The organism is Variovorax sp. 01T432, assembly GCF_056398605.1.
In genome coordinates, this window is sequence record NZ_JBFTPS010000162.1 from 1 (window position 1) to 470 (window position 470).

The window sequence follows — 470 nt, forward strand, 5'->3', positions numbered from 1 at the left end:
CAGCCGTCCAGCCGTCGCACAGGCCGGCCAGCGCGATCACCGCCACCTGGCCCTTGAGCGCCGTGGTGTCCCAGATCGTCACGAGCGCGAACTCGCTGTCGTTGGTCATGGCGATGCCGGTGGGCACCTTGTTGGCGGGCAGCTGCACCGTGGTGCGATTGCCTGCCGTGTTGGTGCCGACGGTGCCGATGATGCCGTTCTGGAAGGCAACCAGWCCYTSGCCGCAGAAGCCCGGACGACCGGCGCAGCGCGCCGTCGCGATCGGGTTGCCGCTGACTGTGCCGGCCTTCTTGTAGTCCATCACGTTGRYGCTGTYSAKGCCGCCGCCGGGCGCCGCGGTCATGGTCCAGCTGAGCTGGGGCGACTGCGCGAAGGTGTTGTACATGTAGCCCGAGACCTGGAAATCGGTCACGCCCACGTTCAGCGACGCGTTGTCGGCCACGAACACCGAGTTGGACTGGTTCGTGGAG

At 67.3% G+C, this 470-nt stretch carries 1 pseudogene; it reads right to left on the reverse strand.

The window, feature by feature from the left end:
* Nucleotides 1-470, reverse strand: a pseudogene (locus tag AC1DNF_RS35795) (hypothetical protein); the annotation flags it as partial.